The 23266-nt window shown below is 45.0% G+C and carries 23 protein-coding genes; 18 read left to right on the top strand and 5 right to left on the bottom strand.

The features are described 5' to 3' along the window. Window positions 1-20 precede the first annotated feature (20 nt). From AC1DFM_RS31515 to AC1DFM_RS31485, 7 genes are all read left to right on the top strand, one after another. Window positions 21-302 (top strand): co-chaperone GroES, encoded by a 282-nt coding sequence (locus tag AC1DFM_RS31515; protein ID WP_079473337.1) that lies wholly within the window; start codon window positions 21-23, stop codon window positions 300-302. A gap of 52 nt (window positions 303-354) precedes the next feature. After that, window positions 355-1989, top strand: a complete 1635-nt coding sequence (gene groL, locus AC1DFM_RS31510) for a chaperonin GroEL (RefSeq protein WP_477080759.1) — start codon at window positions 355-357, stop codon at window positions 1987-1989. A gap of 129 nt (window positions 1990-2118) precedes the next feature. Next, window positions 2119-2607 (top strand): FKBP-type peptidyl-prolyl cis-trans isomerase, encoded by a 489-nt coding sequence (locus AC1DFM_RS31505; RefSeq protein ID WP_477080758.1) that lies wholly within the window; start codon window positions 2119-2121, stop codon window positions 2605-2607. A 64-nt stretch (window positions 2608-2671) separates the two neighbouring features. Then, entirely contained in the window at window positions 2672-3154 is a 483-nt protein-coding gene (locus tag AC1DFM_RS31500) for an FKBP-type peptidyl-prolyl cis-trans isomerase (RefSeq protein ID WP_477080757.1), read from the top strand. 117 nt (window positions 3155-3271) lie between these two features. Beyond that, on the top strand, window positions 3272-3754 hold the full coding sequence (locus tag AC1DFM_RS31495; RefSeq protein ID WP_477080756.1) for an FKBP-type peptidyl-prolyl cis-trans isomerase: 483 nt from the start codon (window positions 3272-3274) through the stop codon (window positions 3752-3754). A 103-nt stretch (window positions 3755-3857) separates the two neighbouring features. Continuing rightward, window positions 3858-5285: an L-serine ammonia-lyase gene (locus tag AC1DFM_RS31490; RefSeq protein WP_477080755.1), complete on the top strand. Its 1428-nt coding sequence runs from the start codon at window positions 3858-3860 to the stop codon at window positions 5283-5285. 142 nt (window positions 5286-5427) lie between these two features. Further along, on the top strand, window positions 5428-8238 hold the full coding sequence (locus AC1DFM_RS31485) for a BamA/TamA family outer membrane protein (RefSeq protein WP_477080754.1): 2811 nt from the start codon (window positions 5428-5430) through the stop codon (window positions 8236-8238). A gap of 1 nt (window position 8239) precedes the next feature. On the opposite strand, the gene AC1DFM_RS31480 is transcribed toward AC1DFM_RS31485, so the two are convergent. Then, complete coding sequence (locus AC1DFM_RS31480) at window positions 8240-8728, bottom strand: hypothetical protein (protein ID WP_477080753.1); 489 nt, start codon at window positions 8726-8728, stop codon at window positions 8240-8242. 59 nt (window positions 8729-8787) lie between these two features. Further along, a complete protein-coding gene (locus AC1DFM_RS31475) occupies window positions 8788-11439 on the bottom strand; it encodes a valine--tRNA ligase (protein ID WP_477080752.1) in 2652 nt (883 codons plus the stop codon). A gap of 205 nt (window positions 11440-11644) precedes the next feature. Between AC1DFM_RS31475 and AC1DFM_RS31470 the strand changes: the two genes are divergently transcribed. Beyond that, a complete protein-coding gene (locus AC1DFM_RS31470) occupies window positions 11645-12295 on the top strand; it encodes a collagen-like triple helix repeat-containing protein (protein ID WP_477080751.1) in 651 nt (216 codons plus the stop codon). A gap of 72 nt (window positions 12296-12367) precedes the next feature. Here AC1DFM_RS31470 and AC1DFM_RS31465 read toward each other — a convergent pair whose 3' ends face one another. Further along, window positions 12368-13384: a threonine aldolase family protein gene (locus AC1DFM_RS31465; RefSeq protein ID WP_477080750.1), complete on the bottom strand. Its 1017-nt coding sequence runs from the start codon at window positions 13382-13384 to the stop codon at window positions 12368-12370. A 329-nt stretch (window positions 13385-13713) separates the two neighbouring features. Between AC1DFM_RS31465 and AC1DFM_RS31460 the strand changes: the two genes are divergently transcribed. From AC1DFM_RS31460 to AC1DFM_RS31440, 5 genes are all read left to right on the top strand, one after another. After that, entirely contained in the window at window positions 13714-14571 is an 858-nt protein-coding gene (locus AC1DFM_RS31460) for a sigma-70 family RNA polymerase sigma factor (protein ID WP_012793808.1), read from the top strand. A gap of 157 nt (window positions 14572-14728) precedes the next feature. Beyond that, complete coding sequence (locus AC1DFM_RS31455) at window positions 14729-15607, top strand: DUF4249 domain-containing protein (RefSeq protein WP_477080749.1); 879 nt, start codon at window positions 14729-14731, stop codon at window positions 15605-15607. 16 nt (window positions 15608-15623) lie between these two features. Then, complete coding sequence (gene trxB, locus AC1DFM_RS31450) at window positions 15624-16574, top strand: thioredoxin-disulfide reductase (RefSeq protein ID WP_477080748.1); 951 nt, start codon at window positions 15624-15626, stop codon at window positions 16572-16574. 101 nt (window positions 16575-16675) lie between these two features. Continuing rightward, window positions 16676-17026: a dihydroneopterin aldolase gene (locus AC1DFM_RS31445; RefSeq protein WP_477080747.1), complete on the top strand. Its 351-nt coding sequence runs from the start codon at window positions 16676-16678 to the stop codon at window positions 17024-17026. A 101-nt stretch (window positions 17027-17127) separates the two neighbouring features. Further along, a complete protein-coding gene (locus AC1DFM_RS31440; protein ID WP_477080746.1) occupies window positions 17128-17883 on the top strand; it encodes a tetratricopeptide repeat protein in 756 nt (251 codons plus the stop codon). A gap of 63 nt (window positions 17884-17946) precedes the next feature. Here AC1DFM_RS31440 and AC1DFM_RS31435 read toward each other — a convergent pair whose 3' ends face one another. Next, window positions 17947-19278 carry an MATE family efflux transporter gene (locus AC1DFM_RS31435; protein ID WP_477080745.1) on the bottom strand — a complete coding sequence of 444 codons (1332 nt, stop codon included), beginning with the start codon at window positions 19276-19278 and terminating at the stop codon, window positions 17947-17949. A gap of 135 nt (window positions 19279-19413) precedes the next feature. Between AC1DFM_RS31435 and AC1DFM_RS31430 the strand changes: the two genes are divergently transcribed. The 4 genes from AC1DFM_RS31430 to AC1DFM_RS31415 are packed head-to-tail and all read left to right on the top strand — an operon-like array spanning window position 19414 to window position 21779. Beyond that, on the top strand, window positions 19414-20289 hold the full coding sequence (locus AC1DFM_RS31430) for a DUF3822 family protein (protein ID WP_477080744.1): 876 nt from the start codon (window positions 19414-19416) through the stop codon (window positions 20287-20289). Next, window positions 20280-20834, top strand: coding sequence for an RsmD family RNA methyltransferase (locus AC1DFM_RS31425; RefSeq protein ID WP_477080743.1), 555 nt, complete (start codon window positions 20280-20282; stop codon window positions 20832-20834). Before AC1DFM_RS31430 ends, AC1DFM_RS31425 begins: the two co-directional genes overlap by 10 nt. Before the next feature lie 16 nt (window positions 20835-20850). After that, complete coding sequence (gene coaD, locus AC1DFM_RS31420) at window positions 20851-21327, top strand: pantetheine-phosphate adenylyltransferase (protein ID WP_477080742.1); 477 nt, start codon at window positions 20851-20853, stop codon at window positions 21325-21327. Between the two features lie 20 nt (window positions 21328-21347). After that, window positions 21348-21779, top strand: a complete 432-nt coding sequence (locus AC1DFM_RS31415; protein WP_477080741.1) for a hotdog fold thioesterase — start codon at window positions 21348-21350, stop codon at window positions 21777-21779. A 54-nt stretch (window positions 21780-21833) separates the two neighbouring features. Here AC1DFM_RS31415 and AC1DFM_RS31410 read toward each other — a convergent pair whose 3' ends face one another. Beyond that, on the bottom strand, window positions 21834-22454 hold the full coding sequence (locus AC1DFM_RS31410; RefSeq protein ID WP_477080740.1) for an NUDIX hydrolase: 621 nt from the start codon (window positions 22452-22454) through the stop codon (window positions 21834-21836). Between the two features lie 159 nt (window positions 22455-22613). Here AC1DFM_RS31410 and pyrE point away from each other — a divergent pair, with 159 nt between their 5' ends. Further along, a complete protein-coding gene (gene pyrE / locus AC1DFM_RS31405; RefSeq protein ID WP_477080739.1) occupies window positions 22614-23249 on the top strand; it encodes an orotate phosphoribosyltransferase in 636 nt (211 codons plus the stop codon). Window positions 23250-23266: the final 17 nt, after the last annotated feature.

The following is a 23266-nucleotide window of genomic DNA, read 5'->3' as shown; positions in this document are numbered from 1 at the left end:
TTTTTTAAATAAAATCTACTATGGCTAAACAATTAAGTATTAAACCTTTAGCTGACAGGGTAATTGTGAAACCTGCAGCAGCAGAAGAGAAAACAGCTGGTGGTATCATCATCCCGGATACTGCAAAAGAAAAACCAGTTAGAGGCACTGTAGTGGCTGCTGGTCCTGGTAAAAAAGATGAACCCATTACTGTTAAAGTAGGTGATACTGTACTGTATGGTAAATACTCTGGTCAGGAACTCCCTATCGAAGGCGAAGATTACTTAATCATGCGTGAATCTGATATCCTGGCCATCGTTTAAGATAGGCCTCCGGATATGTTTTAATTCCTAATAGAAAAATCTACAAAGTATTATGGCAAAACAAATTTTCTTCAATATAGACGCCCGCAACAAAATGAAGAAGGGTGTTGATACCCTGGCGGATGCCGTTAAAGTAACCCTGGGCCCTAAAGGTCGTAACGTAGTAATCGAAAAGAAATTCGGTGCTCCTGGTGTAACTAAAGATGGTGTTACCGTTGCTAAAGAAATTGAACTCGAAGACGCAATCGAAAATATGGGTGCGCAAATGGTGAAAGAAGTAGCTTCCAAAACTGCTGATCTGGCAGGTGATGGTACTACCACTGCAACCGTTCTGGCACAGGCTATCATCGGCGAAGGCTTGAAAAACGTTGCTGCCGGTGCTAACCCAATGGATCTGAAACGCGGTGTTGACAAAGCTGTGAAAGCAGTTGTTGAAAACCTGAGAAAACAGTCCGAAAAAGTTGGTAACGACAACCAGAAAATCGAACAGGTAGCATCTATCTCCGCTAACAACGATAGCGAAATTGGTAAACTGATTGCTGAAGCAATGCAGAAAGTAACCAAAGATGGCGTTATCACTGTAGAAGAAGCAAAAGGTACTGACACTACTGTTGAAGTAGTAGAAGGTATGCAGTTTGACCGCGGTTACCTGTCTCCTTACTTCATCACCAACAGCGAAAAAATGCAGGCTGAACTGGCTAACCCTTATATCCTGATCTACGATAAAAAGATCAGCACTATGAAGGATATCCTCCACATCCTGGAAAAAGTAGCTCAACAAGGCGCACCACTGGTTATCATTTCTGAAGACCTGGAAGGTGAAGCACTGGCTACCCTGGTGGTAAACAAACTGCGTGGTACCCTGAAAGTTGCTGCTGTAAAAGCTCCTGGCTTCGGCGACAGAAGAAAAGATATGCTGCAGGATATCGCTACCCTGACTGGTGGTATCGTTATCAGCGAAGAACAAGGATACAAACTGGAAAATGCTGACCTGACTTACCTCGGTAAAGCAGAATCTATCACTATCGATAAAGATAACACTACCATCGTAGGTGGTAAAGGCGATAAAGAAGCTATCCAGGGCCGTATCGGTCAAATCAAAGCACAGATCGAAGTAACTACTTCTGACTACGATCGTGAAAAATTACAGGAACGCCTGGCTAAATTAAGCGGTGGTGTAGCTGTTCTCTACGTAGGTGCTGCTACCGAAGTAGAAATGAAAGAAAAGAAAGATCGCGTAGACGATGCTTTACACGCTACCCGCGCTGCTGTTGAAGAAGGTATCGTTCCTGGTGGTGGTGTGGCTTACATCCGCGCTATCGAATCCCTGGAAACACTGAAAGGCGATAACAACGACGAACAAACCGGTATCACTATCGTTAAACGTGCGATCGAAGAACCATTACGTCAGATCACCGCTAACGCTGGTATCGAAGGTTCTATCGTAGTACAGAAAGTGAAAGAAGGTAAAGGTGATTTCGGTTTCAACGCCCGCACTGAAGTATACGAAAACTTACTGGCAGCAGGTGTAATCGATCCTACTAAAGTAACCCGTATCGCACTGGAAAATGCAGCGTCTATCGCTTCTATGCTGTTGACTACTGAATGTGTAATCGCAGATAAACCAGAACCTAAGTCTGCAGCTCCTGCAATGGGCGGCGGCCACGGTATGGGTATGGATTACTAATCTATATTATTACAATAGCCCAAACTCCTGCAGGTGCCTATCTGCAGGAGTTTTTTTATGCCAGCAATGGAATAATTGTAACTTTCGGGACCGATATCCGTTAAACAACCAGATCGTAAACAGAAGCGGATGAACACAGCAGTAAAATTATTTATAGCATGCATGATGATGGTAGTAGCCTCCTCCTGCATGAAACAAAAAGACGGACCCTCTCAGGCTAATCCCCAGGATCTGAAGATGGAGAGCGTGATTCTGAACTACCTTACTTCCCACAACGAAACGGCCACCAAGGACGTGTCAGGGCTTTACTATAGAGTCCTGCAAATGGGCGACAGTATACATTTTGTAAAGGCAACCTCCATTCCAACCATCGTTTATACCAACCGGTTGCTTAACGGGGACGTTGTAGGCTCCTCATTTGGACCTACCGACTTTGACAGTCGGGAACTCAAAAATCATATTCCTGGCTGGCAAATAGGGTTGCAAAAAATTTCCCAGGGAGGCAAAATCAGGTTATTTATACCACCAGCCCTCGCTTATGGCTCCGCCGGCATTCCCGGCATTATCCCAGCCAATGCCGTATTAATTTCAGACGTAGAATTAGTAAATATCAGGTAAAAGTTATTACTTGCTACCCATCGTGTCACCTTTTAATTTATAATAAAACCGAAACCGTAATTGTATGAAGAAAGTTTTTCTGTTCGGAGGATTATGTCTAATGATGCTTGCCGCTTGTTCAAAAAAAGATGATACCCCTCCTTATGATTGGAAGGCGCAGTATACTATCGACTCTACAAAAATTGTTGCCTACGCTGCCGCTAACAATATTACAGACCTGAAACATGATTCGGCGGGGATATTTTATCAGATTGTAAAGAGAGGTGATACAAAAGATAGTGCTAATGCAGCTGCTTATGTAACTGTAGACTATATTGGTACACGATTGGATAAAAGCGTGTTTGACAGTACTTCGAATTATAAGGTGGGCTTAAACAACGTTATTACAGGATGGACAGTTGGGATACCCAAAATAGGCAAAGGGGGTGAAATCAATTTATTCCTCCCATCTATTTATGGTTACGGTCCCAATGGGAGCGGTAGTCGTGTTGCTCCTAACACGGTGTTAATTTTTAATGTTAAACTGAAAGATTTCACCAACAGATAATTGGTGCACAAATAAATAGAAAAAGCGGTGCTGGTTTAGCCAGTATCGCTTGTTTTATTCGCCCGCTTTCCATTATATTTACAGATAAACGCGAAAATAAAACCGAAATCTAATTGTATGAAGAAAGCTTTTTTGCTTGGTGGACTATTGCTATTAATCCTTGTCGCCTGTTCTAAGAAAAATGATGGCCCTCCTCCATATGATTGGCAGGCGCAGTACACCATCGATTCTACTAAAATTGTTGCCTATGCTGTAGCCAACAATATTACAAACCTGAAACATGATTCCGCTGGTATCTTCTACCAGATTATCAACAGGGGAGATACTAAAGATACTGCCAATACAGCGGCTACTGTAACTGTTAGCTACGTTTGTTCCTTCCTGGATAAAACCGGGTACGATAGCAGTAATAACGCTACGCTTGGGCTTAACGGTGCGCTTGATGGCATTAAATACGGAGTGCCTAAAATAGGAAAAGGAGGTGCTATCAGATTACTCCTGCCATCTGTTTTTGCTTATGGTCCAATGGGAAATACCCGTGTTCCTCCTAATACGGTATTGATTTTTGATCTTCAGTTGAAGGATTTTACCAACAGATAATTATTTGTACCAGTAAATAGAAAAAGCGGTGCCGGCTCTGCCTGTACCGCTTTTTGTTTTATTCGCCCGCTTTCCGTTAATTTTACAGATAAACGAAAAAATAGTGGCACACGAATGTATTTCAGTATTTGATATTTTCAAGATAGGCGTTGGCCCATCCAGTTCCCATACACTAGGCCCCTGGAGAGCGGCGCTGCGCTTTCTGGCAACATTGGAAGCAGAAGGTAAATTACCAGCTATCAATAAAGTACAGGTTTTATTATATGGCTCCCTCGCTAAAACCGGTCATGGCCACGGTACAGATATCGCTGTACAGCTGGGCCTGTGCGGAGATGATCCCGTTACTTTTGATGTAAACCAGATTAATCCTAAAATGGATGATATCCGCCGCAGCCGCAAAATGTTGCTGGCAGGTAAATATGAAATAGATTTTGATCCGGTACAGGATATCGACTTCCTCTTCGAAGAGTCTTTACCTTTTCATCCCAATGCCCTCACTTTCCTGGTTTCTTTCGCCGATGGCGAACAAATCGCTTCCACCTGGTATTCCATTGGTGGCGGCTTTGTGGTACAGGAAGGAGATGATGGCAGCAGTGCACAGCAGGTAGACCTGCCTTTCCCGATTGATACCGCCCGCCAGCTGCTGCAGTGGTGTATCAAAACCGGTTACAGCATTTCTGAACTGGTCATGGAAAATGAAGTGGCCTGGCGTCCGGAAGAAGCTACCCGTCAGGGATTGCTCAATATCTGGCGCGTTATGCAGGAATGCACCTTTCGTGGATGCCACACCAGTGGCGAATTACCCGGTGGATTGAGAGTAGGCCGCCGTGCCGTAGCACTGAATAAAAAGTTACTGAAAGGACGTACCTATACCGACTATGCCTCGTGGATTGATGCCATCAGAGCAGGCGGTGAGCATTTTAGTTATACGCTCGACTGGGTAAGTTGCTTTGCCCTGGCCGTTAACGAAGAAAACGCTTCCTTCGGCCGCGTAGTCACCGCACCTACCAATGGCGCCGCAGGCGTAATACCTGCTGTATTGCAGTATTTCATTGCTTTCTGCGATGGCTTCCAGGAAGAAAAAATCCAGCAATTCCTGCTTACTGCATCAGAAATAGGTAGCATCTTTAAGAAACGTTCTACCATCTCCGCAGCGATGGGCGGTTGCCAGGCAGAAATAGGCGTGTCTTCCGCAATGGCGGCAGCAGCACTGACCGAGTGCCTGGGCGGTTCTCAACGCCAGGTACTGATGGCAGCAGAAATAGCGATGGAACACCATCTGGGGCTTACCTGTGATCCTATCGGCGGATTGGTACAAATACCCTGCATAGAAAGAAATACCATGGGCGCTATCAAAGCCATTACGGCTTCCCAACTGGCGCTGCAAAGCAATCCGGAACTGGCAAAAGTGTCACTGGATGCGGTGGTGAAAACTATGTGGGAAACAGCGCAGGACATGAATTCAAAATACAAGGAAACATCCGATGGCGGTCTGGCAGTAAATATTCCTATCAGCCTGCCTGAGTGCTAATAGATAGAATTACGAATTACAAATTACGAATGACGGATCTGAGCGATTAAATACTATTATATAAAGAAAGAAGCATATTTTCGTTTATATGGTATCTACTCGCCTAGATCCGTCATTCGTAATTTGTAATTCGTAATTATTTATGCGCTTTATCCTGGCCATTACTTTACTGACCCTTTCCTTTTCTTTATCAGCACAGCAATTTGGAGGCAATCCACCTTCGCTGAAATGGCAACAGATAAATACGGATACCATAAGAGTCATTTTCCCCAAAGGAATGACCAACGCCGGCGAGCGGGTATCTAACATTACGCATTACCTGAATCGCTATACCCGCACGTCCATAGGTCCGTTGGAACGGAAAATAGATATTGTATTGCAGAACCAGACGATGCAATCCAACGGATACGTACAATTAGGCCCCTTTCGCTCTGAATTTTACCTGACACCTGCTCCCAACTCACTGGACCTGGGCTCGCTCAACTGGATAGAACAACTCTCGGTGCATGAATACCGGCACGTATTACAAAACATGAACTTCCGGCAGGGACTCTCTAAAGTGTTCTCTATTCTCGGCGGCCAGCTGGGACAAGCCGCCATTACCAATATTGCTGTACCCAACTGGTTTTGGGAAGGAGATGCGGTGGTAATGGAAACGGCCCTAACACCACAGGGTAGAGGCAGGCTCCCCGGTTTCTTCGATGGCTTCCGCGGTCTTTCCCTGGCAGGTAAACAGTACGCCTATATGAAAATCCGTAATGGCTCTTATATAGATTACGTACCGGATCATTATCCGCTGGGATACCTGATGGCCACCTATGGACGTAACCACTACGGAGAAGCCTTCTGGAAAGGCGTTACTACCGACGCCGTACGTTTTCGCGGACTTTTCTATCCTATGTCACATAGCCTGAAAAAGAAAACCGGCAAAAACATCACCGGCTTTTATCAGGCCATGTTAGCAGAATATCAGCCCCTTTGGAATAATTATGCCGCCCGCCCGGACACTACGCCGGCGGTTGCGATGCTGCCACTGGCCCGCCCTGTTACCAACTATAAATATGTTTATAATGCAGGCGATAAAGAATGGATTGTACTCAAAGATGCCTGGAACAAAGTCCCAGGTATTTACCATCTGAACGCTGCCGGCGAAGAAAAGTTGTTGGTAAGACCCGGCATCGTTTACGACGACTTCTTTAGTTACCGCAATGGTCGTATTGTATGGGCTGCCGCCCGCTTTGATGCCCGCTGGAGCTGGAAGGATTTTTCCGTGATCCGCATATGGGATAACGCTACCGGCCATACGAAAACGATTTCATCCAAAGGCAAATTCTTCTCCCCTGATATCAGTGCAAATGGTCAGCAGGTAATAGCAGTAGCCACCACACCTCAAATGGTATTCCATCTGCAACTATTGAATACCCAAACCGGCGCCGTAGAAAAAGAATTACCGAACCCGGATAACTGGTACTATACCTATCCCCGTTTTACAGCCAACGATCAGGCTGTGATCAGTGCTGTACGCAATAACAAAGGCGAAATGGCCCTGGTAGAGCAATCGCTCGCCACAGGGGAAAGCACTATACTCACGCCTTTCAGTTACAATGTTATTGGCATCCCCGTGGTAAGTGGCGACACCGTATATTTCACCAATAGCCACAAAGATGTAAATAACGTATATGCTATTACGTTAGCAGACAGGAAAACATTCGAAGTCACAGACAGAGGTAACAGCGCCATGCACATGGCCCTGAACCCGCAAAAGGATAGCCTGATTTTCAGTGAATTTACCATAAAAGGGTACAAACTATATCATGCCGCATTGGGAGCACGCTCCTGGAAAGAAGTACCTGTTACCGAAGATGGCCGCAGCGCCTGGCTACAGCCCGACTTTAAAGAAGGTGGCAATATCCTCGACAAAGTGTCGCACGATTCCCTGCCGGTAAAGAAATATCCACAGTTATCTCATCCCTTTAATTTCCATAGCTGGGTACCGTCTTTCAATGATCCGGAGTTCGGCATCTCTCTGATAGGAGAGAACATATTGAGTACTACATCTACCAGTGTCGGCTATACGTACAACCGTAATGAAGGCTACTCGGATTTTGCCGCCGGTTTTACTTTTGGTGGCTGGTTGCCGGTATTAAACATAGGAGCGGATTATACTATTAACCGTAATGGTCTCAATCAGGCGCGGCAGCGGGTATATTGGAATGAAGCTACTGCACATATCGGGGCCAGCATTCCGCTCAATCTTTCCAGAGGACTTTATAACCGCAGTCTGGCAGTGGGAAGTAATTATAATATCCGCCACCGCTACCTGGATAGCAAGTACAAAGGCAATGATATCCAATTCCTCAGCAACACACTTATATTCAGCAATCAACGTCTCAAAGGTACCCAGAACATATTTACTCATTTCGGGCAATACCTCGCCGTTCAGTACAATACGTCGGTAACCGGTTTATTTGCAGAACAGCTGTATATGCGCTTCGATCAATATCTGCCCGGTTTGTGGCAGAATCATAACCTGGTATTGCAGGCTGCTTATCAGCAACGTGACAAGTCTTTCAATTATACATTCTCCGATAATTTCGTATATGCGAGAGGGTATAACACGCCTTTCTATACCCGTATATACAAGCTGGGCGCTAATTACCACCTGCCGTTGGCATATCCCGACTGGGGCTTTGCACAGCTGCTTTACTTCAGCCGGATCAGAGCTAATCTGTTCTATGATTACAGTATGACTAATTTTGTACAGACAAATCTGGAGATCAACACCCGCTATGCGTCTACAGGAGCAGAGTTATTCCTGGATACCCGCATCGGTAATGCGATACCTTTTACGTTTGGGGTACGGTTTAGTCACCTGTTAGACAGAGACCCGGTAGACAACGCGCAGAATCGCGTGGACTTCATTATCCCTATTCAACAGCTATTTAATAACTAAGCTATTTTACATTGATTTTAAGAGAAGGAGCTTTGTAGAGTTTACCTTCCGCATATTTGATGATAATTTCATCGAAGTAGAGGATATCCCCGGTTTGCAGGTTTTCTTTCAGGCCTTTACTCCATAAGGGAGAGAGGGAGGCTGTTTTGAAGTTATCGCCCGTAAAGTCTTTATAGACGCCGGGTTGACCGGTAGTATCGTTCAGGTAAGGCTCATGCCTTTCATAAGTAAAAGCAAATGACAATACGGGGTATTTGATATTTTTTTCGTCGCGTACAACCAGTGCAGAATCCAACAACTTCATTACTTCCGTTTTCGGTAACGTGTCACTCAGGTAAACGCCCCAGGTGCTACGCAGTTTTTGCGGGCGTTTATTGGTAACGGCCGCAGGTGCAGCAGTGGTAGCAGTAGCTGGCTTTTTATGTGCTTGCGCCCATACTGGTGACGTTGCCGTGGCTAAAAGAAAACTAAGTAACAGGTGTTTATGCATGATAGTACGGGGATATAAAAAAATCGCCCGGTATAGTAACGACCGGGCGATCATAAAAATTATAAGGATTTTAAACTTTCCTCGATCACCGAAATTTTAGCTTCAGCATCTGCTTTTTTCTTGCGCTCAGCTTCTACTGCTTCTGGTTTTGCTTTCTGTACAAATCCTTCATTGGAGAGCTTCTTCTCAACAGATATGAGGAATCCTTTGAGGTATTCCAGATCTTTCTGTAAGGTTGTTTTCTGTGTGGTGGTATCCAGTTCTGTTTCTGTACCCAGGTAGAATTTATCTTTCCCGATAACTACAGTAATACAGCCAGGCACTGGTTCCTGTACATAATGAATCGCCGAAGCATTCACCTGTTTCGACAGTATGCTTTCAATTTGTTTGAAAGTGTTGTCGTGTTTGGTTTCTATGTGCAGCACTACTGATTCTTTCGGCTTCACCTGGTTTTTATTGCGTGCATCACGGATGCCGGTGATCACTTCTTTAACCAGTGTTCCTTCCAGCAGAGTAGCATGTGCAGGAGCATCTGGTGTAGTGAATTGTTTGATCATCAGGGAATCATCACCTGTGCGGGTAACCAGCAACTGGTAGATTTCTTCCGTAATAAACGGCATATATGGATGTAACAACTGCATGAGTTGTTCAAAGAAGTATATGGTTTTACGATATACCGATGCTGCCATTGGTTGTTCGAAACCAGGCTTCACCCATTCGAGATACCAATTACAGAAATCTTCCCAAATAAGGAGGTAGATTGTTTTCAGTCCTTCGCTGAGACGGAAGTCTTTGTGCAAGGCGGCAACTTCAGCCTGTACTTCATTCAGCCGGCTCTCAAACCATTTCACCGCGAAGTGATTGACTGCGGCTTCCGCAGCGCTATCATCTTCCTGGCGTTGTTCCCACATTTTTGTCAGCTTCAGGGCATTCCATATTTTATTGCAGAAGCCACGTCCCTGTTCGCAGCTGGCATCATCGTAGAGTAAGTCGTTACCGGCAGGTGAAGAAATCATGATACCAAAACGTACCGCATCAGCGCCAAAGGAGTGGATGAGTTCCAGCAAGTCAGGTGAGTTACCCAGCTGCTTACTCATTTTACGTCCTTGTTTGTCGCGTACCATACCGGTGAAGTATACATCGCTGAATGGCTTCACTTCTTTGAATTCCTGGCCAGCCATGATCATACGGGCTACCCAGAAGAAAATGATATCTTGTCCTGTTACCAGTACAGAAGTAGGGTAGTAGTAGTTGATATCTTCGTTGTCTGGCTGGGAAATGCCATTGAATACCTCCATTGGCCATAACCAGGAGCTGAACCAGGTGTCGAGGCAATCCTCATCCTGTGTCAGTTCAGCGGCCGTAATGGTGATATTACGGGCAGCGAATTGCTGTACCGCTTCTGCAGCAGTGGCAGCTACTTCAAAAGTACCGTCTGGTGCGTACCAGGCAGGTATTTGTTGTCCCCACCAAAGCTGACGGGAAATACACCAGTCCTTTACATTCTCCATCCAGTATTTGTAGGTAGCGAGGAAACGGTCGCCGGGATGTATTTTTACATCTCCGTTTACTACCGCATCCAGTGCGGGTTTGGCCATTTCTGCCATTTTTACAAACCACTGTGTAGAGATACGTGGTTCTACTACGGTGTCAGGGTTACGTTGACTGTAACCGAGGCGGGTAGTATATTCCTGCTCTTTTATCAGTAAGCCTTCTTCAGCGAGGGCAGCTACTACTTTTTTGCGTGCTACGAAGCGGTCTTCTCCAACAAATACAACAGCGGCGGCGCTCAGTGTACCGTCATCGTTCAGGGTATCTACTATTTCCAGGTTATGTTTTAAACCGAGGTTATAGTCATTGATATCGTGTGCAGGCGTTACTTTCAGTGCTCCGGTACCAAATTCTTTATCTACGTAAGTATCGAAAATAATGGGTACGCGGCGGTTTACCAGTGGTACTGTAGCGAAATGGCCTTTCAGGTGTGCATACCGTTCGTCATCCGGATTTACGCAGATGGCAGTATCACCCATGATGGTTTCCGGACGCTGGGTCGCGATGGTAATAAATTCGCCGGTAGGTGCACCTGCGGCATCTGTGATGGCGTATTTAACGTGATACAGTTTACCCTGCAGATCTTTGTATTCTACTTCCTCATCACTCAAAGCTGTTTTAGCTTTGGGGTCCCAGTTGATCATACGGGCGCCGCGATAGATCACGCCTTTTTTATACAGATCAATGAAAACGCTGATGACTGCTTTATAGTAATGATCATCCATGGTAAAGGTAACCCGGTCCCAGTCGCAGCTGCAGCCGAGTTTCTTTATCTGGTGGTAGATGATATCCCCGTATTTATCTTTCCATTCAAACGCATATTTCAGGAACTCTTCGCGGGTAAGCTGAGATTTTTCAATCCCTTTTTCCTGCTTGAGCATATTAACCACTTTGGCCTCAGTAGCAATGGAAGCGTGGTCGGAACCAGGTACCCAGCAGGCGTTGAACCCACTCATACGGGCGCGGCGCACCAGGATGTCCTGGACGGTTTCATTGAGGGTATGGCCAAGGTGTAAGACCCCGGTGACGTTAGGCGGGGGGATGACGACAGTAAAAGGTTGACGGCCATCCGGCTTAGAGCGGAAATAGCCTTTGTCCATCCATTGTTGGTACCATTTTTCCTCTACCATTCCAGGCAGGTAATTTTTCGAAAGTTCCATGCTATTCATAATATAAGGTTGCAAAAATAACGGAGATTAGGGAGAGATGGAAATTTAAAGGACAATAATAGTAATCATACTGCGGTTCGATGCAATTATCCGCGGAAATATGCCGAATAATAATTATTTGTGGCCGCCTACGATTTTAAACTGCTTACTGCAGGCTGGCAGCTTATTTTGTCCTATAAATTAACACCCAAGTATTATGAGAAACTCTTTTATCGGGAAATCCCCATCACCTAATGTACTGTTAACTGTATTGTTGATTGCCAGCTTATTTCTGATGTCAGCTTGTTCAAAGAAAGGCGACACCGGCCCGGCTGGCGCAACTGGTGCTCAAGGTCCGGCAGGCCCAACAGGCCCCAAGGGACCAGGTGCGGTATCTGGTACATTTTCACTGGTAAATACCGACTATAAGCAGGACTTCTGGAGTATATCAACCGGGCCAGGTAGTTCATTGGGAATTTCAGCCAGGATGGCCCTGAAAAATTTGCCCGCAATAACGGCGGATGTGTTTAATACGGGTACAGTACTGGTGTATTTGAAAACACCGGGGACTTTTGGCGGCGACAATACATCCTGGTCTCCTTTACCCTACGATATCCGGGGCTATGATTTAGGATATCTTACTTCCATTAAATTTAATTACGAGGCCGGAAAACTAAGGGTTTATTATCTTATTGTGCAAACAGATGCAGTTCCCACAAAGACGGTTCCCAGCGTGTCAACTATCACCATCCCTTCGTATGATTACAAGTATGTGATTATTCCTGGTACTGCCGCAGTGAGAGCCAGCAGTGGTGTTGATTTGAGCGATTATAATGCAGTGGCGAAGTATTATAACCTGAAAGACTAGATGATCAGCTTTTAGCTTTTAGCAGCTGGCCTTTCGTGGCTAACTGCTAATAGCTAAAAAGCTAATTGCTACTTACGCCATCCCTGCAATAATATCGCAGGTAGTGGCTATCATGTCTGCTGTTACATCCAGGTGGGTAACAATTCTGACTTGTGTTGGGGAGATGGCCATGACCAGGATGCCTTCTTTCTTCAGATAATCAGCGAATAATTGAGGTGTCCAGTCGCCTGTTACTTCAAAGATGAGGATGTTGGTTTCTACGGGCAACATGTGTCCTACGAAAGACTTCTCCAATAATGCCTGTGCCAGTTGCTTGGCGTGTTGGTGATCTTCTGCCAGTCGCGCGATATTATTTTCCATCGCGTAAATGCCGGTAGCTGCCATGTAGCCGGCTTGTCTGAGTCCACCGCCAAACTTTTTGCGGATACGTCTGGCCGATTTGATAAACGCCGCACTGCCCATCAAAACAGAGCCCATGGGGCATCCCATGCCTTTATTGAGGCAAACGGAAATACTATCGAACAGTTGGCCATATGTTTTCGGGTCCTGGCCAGTGGCTACGAGTGCATTGAAGAGACGAGCGCCATCCAGGTGCAGTGCAAGGTTGTGTTGTTTACAAACTTCTCCGATCTTCACCATTTCTTCCCAGTCGTAGCAACAACCACCGCCGCGGTTAGAGGTATTCTCCAGGCAAACCAGGCTGGTTCGTGCTTTATGCACATCGTCAGGATTGATGGCTGCTTCTACTTGTGCGGCGCGGATCATGCCACGGTCGCCGATAATAGGATGTACCTGTGCGCCGGAATTAAAAGCAATGCCGCCACCTTCATAAATGTATACATGTGCAAGATTGCTGCAAACCACTTCGTCCCCCGGCAACGTATGTACTTTAATGGCAATTTGGTTACTCATTGTGCCGGAAGGGCAGTACAAGGCTGCCTCTTTGCCAAAGTAGGCTGCCATCATGGCTTCCAGTTTATTGATGCTGGGGTCTTCACCGAAAACGTCATCACCGGTTTCCGCCTGTAACATGGCCTGTAACATGCCAGGGCCGGGACGTGTAAAAGTGTCGCTTCTAAAGTCAATCATTTTATTGAAAAATTTGCAACGGCTTAACGGTTAAATTAGTTAAGATGTTAATTTAAATATGATTCTTTATCAATTGTTAAAATTTGTATAAACCATCGCTTTTAGAGGACTAAAGCACTATAAAATTCCGTTATAAAACTGTACTTTGTTATATGGCTGACAAATATAAGAAGGATTTGGTAGAGTGATTGGTTAGCACGATCTTTGCAGACTTTATTTTGAACAAACGAATAAAAGCGCGGGAAACTTTGTAAGTTAATAATTTTAAAAATTCGAACAAAAAATTTCTTTCGCTGTTATTTTATTTATAAACCAATACAATTTTTCATATGAGGCAACTTAAAATTGCCACCCAGATCACCAATCGTGATTCGCAGGCGGTAGAAAAGTACCTGCAGGAAATCTCGAAGATCCCTTTGTTAACACCCGAGGAGGAGACCGTTTTGGCGCAGCGCATTAAAATGGGCGATCAAAAGGCTCTTGAAAGATTGACTACAGGAAACTTACGTTTCGTTGTTTCTGTTGCAAAGCAGTATCAACATCAGGGGCTCAGCCTCAGTGACCTTATTAATGAAGGTAATCTTGGCTTGATCAAAGCGGCACAACGTTTCGATGAAACGAAAGGTTTCAAATTCATTTCTTATGCAGTTTGGTGGATTCGCCAATCCATTCTGCAGGCGTTAGCAGAACAAGGACGTCTTGTTCGTCTGCCGCAAAACAAAATTGGCACCTATAACAAAGCTAACAAAGCTTATATGGCATTTGAGCAGGAAAACGAGCGTGAACCTTCTACCGAGGAACTCGCAGAAATCCTGGAAATGTCTGAATCAGAAATAAACAATATCTTCCAGAGCAATACCCGCCACATGTCATTGGATGCACCTGTGCACGAGGCAGAAGACGTAGCTATGGGCGACTTACTGGAAGGTGGAGATATTACTGATGACGATGTTATGAGAGATTCTCTCCGTGAAGAAATACGCAGGGTATTGAAATCCCTGAGTCCACGGGAGGCTGAAATTGTGAATGCTTATTTTGGTCTGGATGGTGAAAACGGCGCAACAATCGAACAAATCGGTCAGAAATATGATCTGACTAAAGAAAGAATCAGGCAGATTAAAGAACGTGCTATCAAAAGGCTGCAGAAAGCCCGCTATAGTGGCGCATTGAAATCTTACCTGGGATAAATTCTTTTACTCGTTGGTCATTTTGATATTTATCTTCTTAAATAACAAAATAACCAGATGAATAAATCTACTAATCCTCTTTATTCTATAAGAACACCGGCCTTGTAAATACATGGCCGGTGTTTTTATTTAGTTGACACCCCTTATTTTTGCAGCTATGCGCTATGGGCTCTTCCTTATACTGGCAGTACTTATCTTTTCCGCTTGTGAAAAAGATATCAGCGTAAACCTGCCTGCGCAGGAAGCGCAGCTCGTAGTGGAAGGCAAATTCGAAAATGGTAGATATCCCGAAGTGGTGCTTACCCGTAGTCTGAATTTCTTTTCCAAAATGACACCGGCTACTTTGCTGAATGCCTTTGTTCATAACGCATTGGTCACCGTTTCAGATGGCAGCAAAATAATGACCCTGTACGAACAGGCGATAGACTCCGGGAATACAAAGTTCTTTATATACAAACCAGATAACCGGTTATCCGCCAATAACTTCACCGGAAAGTTGGCAGGGACTTACACACTACGCATTCAGGCTGACAATAAGGCATATGAATCAGTGACAACCATCCCCTCCCGCGGCATGAAGCTGGACTCTGTTTGGTGGAACCTGGTGGTACTGGAAAACGATAGCGCCATGGGCCGCTTATGGGCGCGGATAAAGGATTCACCCGAATTTGGCAATTATGGCCGGTACTTTACCAGACGTAATAAAGGACCGTTTCTGCCAGGCCTTACCTCTGTCATAGATGACCAGCTGGTGAACGGCACAACATTTGAAATTCCTGTGGACGCAGGGGTGAATAAGAACGAAAAGCTTGATCTGACAACATATGCATTCTTCTACCCGGGTGATACCGTAACCTTGAAGTTTTGTAATATTGACAAAGCAACCTGGGATTTTTGGAGAACACTCGACTTTGCATATAACAGCAACGGTAATCCCTTCTCATCACCTACAAAAATACTGGGCAACATACCTGGTGCATTGGGCTACTGGGGAGGTTATGCAGTAACCTATAAAACAATTATTATTAGCAAGTAATTATACAGCAAAAAGTATGGAAAACAAGCAACAAGAGCATGTGCATTTACTGATMGTCGGTTCCGGACCTGCCGGTTATACCGCTGCGATTTATGCCGCAAGAGCCAACCTTAAACCAGTATTATACCAGGGTATTCAACCTGGCGGACAATTAACCATCACCACTGAAGTTGAAAACTATCCTGGTTATCCGGAAGGTATTCAGGGGCCTGAAATGATGGTGGACTTTGAAAAACAAGCTACCCGCATGGGGGCTGATATCCGCTACGGTATGGCTACATCCGTGGATTTCAGCAAGCAACCTTATAAAGTGATCATCGATGAAGAGAAGGAAATCACAGCTGATGCTATCATCATCGCTACCGGTGCTTCCGCCAAATGGCTGGGCATTCCTTCTGAACAACGTTTGAATGGTAGCGGCGTTTCTGCCTGCGCCGTTTGTGACGGATTCTTCTTCCGTGGTAAGGAAGTAGCGATTGTAGGCGCCGGTGATACCGCTGCTGAAGAAGCACTCTACCTTTCTAAAATGTGCAGCACTGTGCATATGCTGGTACGTCGCGGTGAAATGCGCGCTTCCAAAGTAATGCAGGACCGCGTACTGAAAACTTCCAATATCATCGTTTACTGGAACTCAGAAACAGATGAAGTACTGGGAGATAAGAAAGTTGAAGGTATCAGAATCTACAATAACAAAACCCAGGAAAAGAAAGAAGTGCCAGTAAGCGCATTCTTCGTAGCCATCGGTCACCAGCCTAACTCAGGGATCTTCAAAGATTATCTGGAACTGGATGAACAAGACTATATCGTTACAGTACCTGGCTCCAGCCGTACCACTGTAGAAGGCGTATTTGCCTGCGGTGATGTACAGGATAAAATATACCGTCAGGCAGTAACTGCTGCGGGTAGCGGATGTATGGCCGCACTGGATGCAGAAAGATATTTATCAGCAAAAGAACACCACCAATAATAGTCATCAGCTGTTAGCTTTTTAGCAATTAGCTGTTAGCCATTAACATGATCTTCATGCTGATAGCTAACAGCTAACAGCTGTTTCCTAATCTCTCTCTTATGCTTACTATTGCCCTTGAACAGGCTACTTTCTACGCCTATCACGGCTTATACCCGGAAGAAGCCATTATTGGAAATCACTTTGTATTAGATGTCGCTGTTCGTATACCCGGCACCGTGGCCATCGATGATTTGTCTGAAACCGTGAACTACCAGGGGATTTATGAAATAGCTGCTGCCGTCATGGTCATTCCAAAGCCCTTGCTGGAAGAAGTGGTGTATGATCTGTCTGGCGCATTAAAGCAACGATATCCTGCTATTCAACACAGTATTGTGACCCTCCGGAAGATGAACCCACCGATGGGCGCAAGTATCCGTAATTCCCTCGTTTCACTGGAGAAGGATTACTAAGCCTCCTTTTTTGTATATGTGTGATGTTTCTCATTTGTAATTTTCGTAAATTTATAGCTACTAGTTAATCAACAAAATTTTTACGCTGTAAAACCTGTCCTATGTTAAAACGGATCATGGCAGTTTGTTTTTTGTTATCTGCAGCCTTATGGGTAAAGGCGCAGAGTGTCAGTGAAATGGTTGAAGAAGCCAAACAACTGGAAAAACAAATGAAGGAAAGTGAAGCATTCGAGAAAGATAAGGACATCCTGAAAATACAACCAACAGAACTGGATGCGCTGAATCAGGCCAGCCAGCTATGCTCCCGCATCGGCAACCGACAAAAAAGCAAAGACGATAAAGTCAATTACTTTAACATGGCCAAAAGCTACGCACAGCAGGCCCTGAAAGTAAATCCCAACAGCCCCGACGCTAACCTGTCTATGGCCATTGCCATGGGACGTATGGCGCTCATCTCCGGTGCAAAAGATAAAGTAGCCGCCTCTAAAGACGTTAAAAAATATGCAGAACTGGCTATTAAATTCAACCCCTCCCTGGCACAAGCCTATCATGTGCTCGGTAAATGGAACTTTGAAGTAGCCAACCTCAACGCCTTCGAAAGAGGCGCCGCTAAAATGCTGTTTGGTGGCTTACCTGACGGCTCTCTCCAAAATGCCATCAACAATTATGAAAAATGCCGGCAGCTGGACCCTGGTTTTCTGCTCAACTATTACGAGCTGGCCCGCGCCTACAAAGAAAATGATCAGCAGGATAAAGCCATCGAAGTGCTGAAGAAGGCACTCACCCTCCGCAATATCGTGTACGACGATGCCGCCACTAAAATGGATTGCAAAAAGATGTTGGACGATTTACAATAGCTGTCAGCTATTAGTGATTCGCTACAATAGTTTTGTGCTTTCGGCTTTATGCTTTCAGCCCATTTATATTTCTTTCCCTTTCCATTTGCCGCTACGCAGATACCAGTAGCTAATGCCAAAGATGATGATCCAGTAAATGAAGTCTGCTCCCCAGGCCCATTGCAGCTCACTGCGCATTCTTTCAATCACAATATCACAATACAACAGGTAGCCGATAACAGCAGCAATTTCTGTCATCAGGTTAATACGGGTATTGCCGGTACCGATCACCCCACTCATGACCACCGCAGCCACCGCCATCAGTATGGTACTCAGCGTAATAATGCGTATAGAAGGAATCGCCGCCGCAATCAGGTCGGCATTGGTCGTGTAAATATGTAATAGCGTATAAGGGAAGAGGTTAATCAGGATACACACCGTGGCAGCACAAGCCAAACTGAGCACCACAATTTTCCGGATAACCGTGAATACCAGCTCTGGTCGCCCCTGACCAATAATGTTACTTACCATGGTATTACAGGCTGCTGCCAGCGCCCAGGTAAATATGCCGAACAACCCAAAAATACTGCGCAGCATATTAGACACCGCCAGCGGACGTTCTCCCAGGTGCTCAATGAAAATGAAGAAAACAAACCAACTGCCAATGCTGAAAAGAAACTGTACAATCAAAGGTGCGGATACATTCAGGATATTTTTCACCACTTCCCAGTTCAATCGCAGGTAACGGAACAAGCTGTATTCCAGGTGGTACCGCCGGATGAATAAGATACTAAAAGCAACCTCAAAGCCCGTTACCTCTGCAATAACAGAAGCCGTGGCGGCGCCGTTCAATCCCATGGCCACAAAGCCCAGCTTACCAAAAATGAGGGTATAGTCGAAGAAGATGTTGATTATTTCCTGGAACAGAGAAGTGATAATCAGTACTTTGGAATGACCACTACCTATATAAAAGGCATTGGCCATGCTCAGCAGCATCAGGAAAGGTAGGCCCCAGATACGGATACGGATAAACGAAACTGCCGCCGTAAATATATGGTGGTCATGCAAACTTTTGGAAAAGAACCAGGGAGCTGCCAGCAATGTCAGTAAAATAGCCAATAGGGAGAAGCAAATGCCCACCTGCAGCCCGTTGGAAAAGAGCTGTCCGATACCAGCATACTGGCCTTGTCCCGCCCGGCGGGCAATTAATACCTGCATGCCGTTGTTGAGTCCATAGGCTATCATATACATCACCAGGTAATAAATACCGGCAATACCGTTGGCTGCCAGCTCAAATTCTCCCAGGCGTCCCAGGAAGGCGGTATTGGTAATATGATTGATCTGCGGGATAATAAGGGCCAGGCATATAGGTCCTGCTATTTTTATGATCTGCCGCGTAGTAGCTTCCAGTTGCATGAATCTTTTGCTGAATTGTGGGTATAAAAACAAAGATATGGCTATATGTTGATCATCTGCCTTATATAAAACAACAAAACGCCCTCACCAATTAACTAAAATGGTTATTATTGTAATTCATTTGAAAGGTAACATATGCCCGTGGCTTACAACATCCATCCTGCATTTACAGTAGACGATGAAACCCTGCTGGAAACTGATCTCACTGCCTGTTATTTATTGGTACTGGTAGGGAACGGCACGTTTAGTTATGTCGTATATGATCCGGTGGCGAAGAAGTTTCTGGCCTTAAAGTCCTATCATTTTACTCCCCGGAAAATGGCCCTGGCAGATCTGGAAATGATAGAACAGGTATTTGATACCGACAAACTGCTGTTTACAGCATTCAAATCTATCTTACTGGCCTTTAATACCGGCAACGGCGTATTGGTGCCGCATATGTACTATATGCCCTCCATGAAAAAGGATTACCTGCACCTGGCTATGCCGGAGAAAGTGCAGGAAGCCATCTTGTCTGATTTATTGCCGCAATTGCCTATGGTCAATGTATACAGCGTGGATAAAGACCTGTTGGGATTTTTACGGAAAGAATTTTCTACTGACCTGGTGATTCATGCTAATTCGGCCCTGCTGCAATCCTATCCAATGGACTTCGACTTTCATGCGGCCAACGGCGTTGCATTTGTGGAGGTAGAGCAACATACTTTCACCGTGACAGTATATGCCGGCGGGAAACTGCTGATACAACAGGAGGCCGACTACCAGACGGGGTTGGATGTAGTATATGGCGTAGTGAATATATTGCGTCAACTGGGACTGGATGAGCAACTGGTGAAGGTAAAACTGGGCGGAATTGTAGCTACAGATGCGGGTGTATACCAGGAAATGTACAAATTCATTCCACACCTGGAATGGATACAAAGATTACCGGGTTTCCAATACATTACTAAAATGCAGGAAATACCGGGTTATTATTTTCATAATTTATATGCGTTAGCGTTATGCGTATAATCGGAGGAGCTAGTGGAGGACGAAAAATACAACCACCTGCAAAAATGCCGCATACCCGCCCTACTACAGATTTAGCAAAGGGAGGGTTGTTTAATATCATTGAGAACAATCTCGACATTCCATCTTTAAAAACACTGGATATTTTTGGGGGTACCGGAAGCATCAGCTATGAGCTGGCATCCAGGGGTGCAACAGATATGACCGTCGTAGAAAAAGATCCTACCATGGCGGCGTTCATCAGTAAAACCGCCGAGGGTTTGGGGATTACCACCCTGAAAACGGTAAAAATGGACGTTTTTAAGTACCTGGAACATTGTACAGAGAAATTTGACCTGATCTTTGCCGATCCGCCTTATATGATGGAAACCCTGGACCAGCTGCCATTGCTGGTATTTGAAAAGGGGCTGCTGAATCCGGAAGGATGGCTGATCGTAGAACATACACAACACCGTAAGTTCCAGGACTATTCCTATTATCGGTCTGAAAGAAATTATGGCGCTACGGTTTTCTCTATTTTTATTAACCGCGAAGCTTTAAAACGCTGACAGTAATTTATACATCATGAGGACTTGCTTATTCCCTGGTACATTCGACCCCATTACATTGGGGCATACGGATGTAATTAACCGTGGGCTTGATTTGTTTGACCGCCTGGTGGTGGGAGTAGGTGTAAACAGCAGCAAAACGCCTATGTTTGCATTGGAGGAGCGGATGGCGTGGATGAAGGAAATTTATAAAGATGATCCCCGCGTGGAGGTTACTTCCTACTCCGGTCTTACCATTGATTTCTGTAAAAAAATAGACGCCCGTTTTATTTTACGAGGTATCCGCAACATAGGTGATTTTGAATACGAGAAAGCCATTGCCGACGTAAATCGGACCCTGGCACCTGGTATTGAAACCATTTTTTTAAGTACTGCTTTACAATATTCAAGTATCGCCTCCACGTTGGTGAGGGATATTTACCGTTATGGAGGAGATGTAACGGCTTTCCTGCCAAAGGAAGTAGTAGAAGGGATTAAGCGTATTAAGCAATAATTTTTTTAAAGTAAACTGATATGAAAACGATCTGGCATTCTACCCAAATTTCACTGGACCAGCTGAACGAGATGGGTAATGGTACAATGGCAGCTTATTTGGGAATGGAGTTCACAGAAATAGGGCCGGATTATCTTAAACTGATGATGCCGGTAGATCACAGAACTATACAGCCTTATGGGTTATTACATGGTGGGGCGTCTGCTGCATTGGCGGAAACAGTAGGTAGTGTGGCTTCAGGGTTAATTATTGATCCGGAAAAACAGATTTGTGTAGGAATGGAAATCAATGCCAACCATGTCAGAGGCGTGAAGAGTGGCTATGTACATGCCTGTGCCAGACCTTTGCATATTGGCTCCAATAGTCATGTTTGGGATATCCGTATTACAGATGATCAGCATAAACTGGTATGTGTAAGTCGGCTTACTGTGGCTATTCTGGCTAAACGATAATATTGCGGGGAGATGTAATGCTGCGTTGGCGGCATTACATCTCCCAACTATCCTTTACAGATCGGAAGCCCTGAATACTTCCCGTATATTCTCATAGGAGAATTTGAGGTATTTGTCTACATGCTCCGGTTTCACCCATTGCACATCCTGTATATCTTCTTCTATTTGCGGCACGGTGAGTTCAGTGCCGGTAAACTGCATCCGGTACCAATGGGTATGTTTCAATACCTTTTTATTTTTCATCGGATAGTAGTGAAACGTTTCGATGATTTTATTTTCCAATGAAACGTTGTGCAGGCCTGTTTCTTCGGCTACTTCACGGAGTGCACAGGTTTCCAGGTCTTCTCCCGGGTCCTGTTTCCCTTTTGGCAAATCCCATTTTCCTCTGCGGAACATCATTAATACTTCTCCGGTTGGGTTGGTAACGAGGCCGCCCGCCGCCACCAGGGTGGTAAAGTGGAGGGATACTTTTTTAAAGAGTTGTTTTACATCCGGCGCAATAAATACTGCGGCTTCTTTTTTCCCATCTTCCAGTTTTTGTAGTACACTTTCCATCTTTTCGGGATCGGGGTTGTTGTATACTTTCACTTTTGCGAAGTGCTCAGGAATCGCGTTGTTATCGGCACTCAATAGGAGTGGTCGCTCGTTGAGATAGATCGTAATAGGTGCTTGCATGCCGCAAATGTAATGAGGATCATTATAAGTAGATAAAAAAAGCAATGGAATTTTGAATGATAATAATGAGAAGTTACGGTGTAGGTAAAGAGTCCCTTTACCTACTATTTGTAGTATAAAACCTACTATTTGTAACAATTTGTTACTTTTGGCGATTGTATGAGTAAAGTAAGCGAAAAACAAGTTGCAGAAAAGTTACTGCAGGTGCAGGCCGTAAAGTTAAGCCCTGCGCAGCCTTTTACATGGGCTTCCGGCTGGAAATCGCCGATATATTGCGATAACAGGAAAATTTTATCTTTTCCCTATGTACGCGATTATATTAAATCTGAACTGTGCAACCTGGTATTCGAAACTTTCCCGGATGCCGCAGTGATTGCTGGTGTAGCTACMGCAGGTATTCCTCACGGTGCGCTGGTAGCGGATCAGCTGAAACTGCCTTTTATCTATGTGAGATCCAAACCGAAGGAACATGGTATGGGCAACCAGATAGAAGGAGTATTACAACCAGGTCAGCCTGTGGTAGTAGTAGAAGACCTGATCTCTACAGGTAAAAGCAGCCTGGAAGCAGTACAAGCCATTCGCGCAGCGGGTGGGGAAGTAGTGGGTATGGTATCTATCTTCAACTACGGTTTTGATATCGCGGTGAAAGCTTTTGAAGCAGCCGGGGTGCCTTTCCATTCTCTCAGCAATTACAGCGCGATGATTGCACTGGCAGAAGAGAAAGGAATTGTTTCCGCAGATGAAATTGCCACCTTACAGGCCTGGAGAAGCGCGCCTGATCAGTGGGGCAAATAGGAGATAATTGCATATCA

The sequence above is a fragment of the Chitinophaga sp. 05T412 genome (genome assembly GCF_056396465.1).
The sequence above is the reverse complement of the archived record's forward strand: the minus strand, read 5'-3'. Positions and strand labels throughout refer to the sequence as shown.

Coding starts and splice junctions, on each gene's coding strand:
- AC1DFM_RS31500 (WP_477080757.1), top strand. CDS start 2,672: ATGAAGAAAGTTTTTCTGTTCGGAGGATTATGTCTAATGATGCTTGCC.
- AC1DFM_RS31415 (WP_477080741.1), top strand. CDS start 21,348: ATGAAAACGATCTGGCATTCTACCCAAATTTCACTGGACCAGCTGAAC.
- AC1DFM_RS31430 (WP_477080744.1), top strand. CDS start 19,414: ATGCCCGTGGCTTACAACATCCATCCTGCATTTACAGTAGACGATGAA.
- AC1DFM_RS31465 (WP_477080750.1), bottom strand. CDS start 13,384: ATGATTGACTTTAGAAGCGACACTTTTACACGTCCCGGCCCTGGCATG.
- AC1DFM_RS31495 (WP_477080756.1), top strand. CDS start 3,272: ATGAAGAAAGCTTTTTTGCTTGGTGGACTATTGCTATTAATCCTTGTC.
- AC1DFM_RS31505 (WP_477080758.1), top strand. CDS start 2,119: ATGAACACAGCAGTAAAATTATTTATAGCATGCATGATGATGGTAGTA.
- AC1DFM_RS31475 (WP_477080752.1), bottom strand. CDS start 11,439: ATGGAACTTTCGAAAAATTACCTGCCTGGAATGGTAGAGGAAAAATGG.
- AC1DFM_RS31485 (WP_477080754.1), top strand. CDS start 5,428: ATGCGCTTTATCCTGGCCATTACTTTACTGACCCTTTCCTTTTCTTTA.
- AC1DFM_RS31470 (WP_477080751.1), top strand. CDS start 11,645: ATGAGAAACTCTTTTATCGGGAAATCCCCATCACCTAATGTACTGTTA.
- AC1DFM_RS31460 (WP_012793808.1), top strand. CDS start 13,714: ATGAGGCAACTTAAAATTGCCACCCAGATCACCAATCGTGATTCGCAG.
- AC1DFM_RS31425 (WP_477080743.1), top strand. CDS start 20,280: ATGCGTATAATCGGAGGAGCTAGTGGAGGACGAAAAATACAACCACCT.
- AC1DFM_RS31445 (WP_477080747.1), top strand. CDS start 16,676: ATGCTTACTATTGCCCTTGAACAGGCTACTTTCTACGCCTATCACGGC.
- AC1DFM_RS31480 (WP_477080753.1), bottom strand. CDS start 8,728: ATGCATAAACACCTGTTACTTAGTTTTCTTTTAGCCACGGCAACGTCA.
- AC1DFM_RS31410 (WP_477080740.1), bottom strand. CDS start 22,454: ATGCAAGCACCTATTACGATCTATCTCAACGAGCGACCACTCCTATTG.
- AC1DFM_RS31435 (WP_477080745.1), bottom strand. CDS start 19,278: ATGCAACTGGAAGCTACTACGCGGCAGATCATAAAAATAGCAGGACCT.
- AC1DFM_RS31455 (WP_477080749.1), top strand. CDS start 14,729: ATGCGCTATGGGCTCTTCCTTATACTGGCAGTACTTATCTTTTCCGCT.
- groL (WP_477080759.1), top strand. CDS start 355: ATGGCAAAACAAATTTTCTTCAATATAGACGCCCGCAACAAAATGAAG.
- AC1DFM_RS31515 (WP_079473337.1), top strand. CDS start 21: ATGGCTAAACAATTAAGTATTAAACCTTTAGCTGACAGGGTAATTGTG.
- AC1DFM_RS31440 (WP_477080746.1), top strand. CDS start 17,128: ATGTTAAAACGGATCATGGCAGTTTGTTTTTTGTTATCTGCAGCCTTA.
- coaD (WP_477080742.1), top strand. CDS start 20,851: ATGAGGACTTGCTTATTCCCTGGTACATTCGACCCCATTACATTGGGG.